Consider the following 1,355-nt stretch of genomic DNA (forward strand, 5'->3'; position numbering starts at 1 on the left):
AGGCCGTTGTACCCAGGCCGTTGTGTCCAGACTGTTACGTCTGGGCCGGGCGCTCCTCAGTAGACGAGGGCCTGCACGCCGTCCGCGAGAACCTCGTCGACGAACGCGGCGGCGCCGGCGATGCGGACGCCGGGCAGGACGTCGTCCGGGCCGATGGAGCGCCGGGCCGCGCACTGGGTGCACAGGGTGACGCGCCCCTCGGCGAGGATGGCGGCGAGCAGATCGGGCAACGGCGCCGCCTCCGGCAGGCTGAACTCCTCCGCCCGGCCGGGCAGCGCGAACCAGGCGGACTCCCCGGTAAGCCAGAGCGAGACGTCCGTACCGGCGGCGGCGGCGACCGCCGCGACCGTGAACGCCTGGGAACACCGTTCCGGCGCATCCGTCCCGGCGGTGACCTTGACGACGAGCGGGCGGGCCATCGTGCCAGTCTGCCAAAAGCCGCCCTGGCGCGCAGCTATGCCGCGTGGCGCCTGAGGTGACCAGGACCGGTACGGCCACGAGGAGTCCCGTGATCTCGTCGTCTAGGCTAGAGGCGTGCTGCACTACTTCTTCACCGGGCTTCTGGTGGCGATGTCCGTCCTGATCGCCTGGTTCTCCGGTTACGTGGTCTACAAGCTGTACGAGGGTCAGCGCTGAGCGCCGGGAAGCGGTCCGCGGCCGGATCGGCGCGGTCCGGCGCGGCGACGAACACCGTTGATCTGCACGCCAGCCTGCTACCGCTGGCCTTCCTCGTCGGGACCTGGCGGGGCGAGGGGGTCGGCGGTTACGAGGGCCTGGACGGATTCCACTACGGCCAGGAGATCACCTTCGCCGCGGACGGCCGCCCGGCGCTGGGATACGTGTCGCACACCTGGTGGGCGGACGAGCCCCGGGACGGCCGCGAGCCCGGCAGCCCGTTGGCGACCGAGACCGGGTTCTGGCGGGTCCAGTCCAGGGAGGGCGGGAAGCCGGTCGTCGAGGTGATGCTGGCCCACCCGTTCGGTATCGCCGAGATCTACGTCGGCACGGTGAGCGGCACCCGTATCGATCTCGATCACAACGTCCTGATCCGCACCGCCACCGCCCGTGACGTCACCCGGTCGGTGCGGCTCTACGGCCTGGTCGAGGGCGGCGATCTCGCCTACGCGATCGACATGGAGGCCGAGGGCAAGCCGATGCAGTCGCACCTGTCCGCGCGCCTGCACCGCGTGTCCGACTGAGCCGTCTCCGAGCAGGCGTCTCCAAGTGCCCTCCACCAAGAGATGCCCGCCTACCAAGAGTCACACTTCATTCACGGTATGGCGGAGCCTTTGCAAAAGACATCGCACGCGCAACGACAGACCACGAACGGAACACGTGAAAACGTGTTCAGACCC

Annotated in this window: 2 protein-coding genes; one reads left to right on the top strand and one right to left on the bottom strand. The window is 69.5% G+C overall.

Going from position 1 to position 1,355, the window contains the following annotated elements; all coding sequences use genetic code 11:
* Nucleotides 1-56 precede the first annotated feature (56 nt).
* The gene (locus ACY45C_RS09205) at nt 57-419 is read right to left on the bottom strand and encodes a DsrE family protein (protein WP_462187203.1); all 363 of its coding nucleotides are present in this window, start codon (nt 417-419) and stop codon (nt 57-59) included.
* A gap of 213 nt (nt 420-632) precedes the next feature.
* On the opposite strand from ACY45C_RS09205, the gene ACY45C_RS09210 reads away from it, so the two are divergent.
* Complete coding sequence (locus tag ACY45C_RS09210; protein WP_462187211.1) at nt 633-1,199, top strand: nitrobindin family protein; 567 nt, start codon at nt 633-635, stop codon at nt 1,197-1,199.
* Nucleotides 1,200-1,355: the final 156 nt, after the last annotated feature.

The organism is Frankia sp. CcWB2, from assembly GCF_977927585.1.

Bases quoted from the DNA above. Each gene is read 5' to 3' on its own strand.
- ACY45C_RS09205 (WP_462187203.1), bottom strand. From the start codon at position 419: ATGGCCCGCCCGCTCGTCGTCAAGGTCACCGCCGGGACGGATGCGCCG.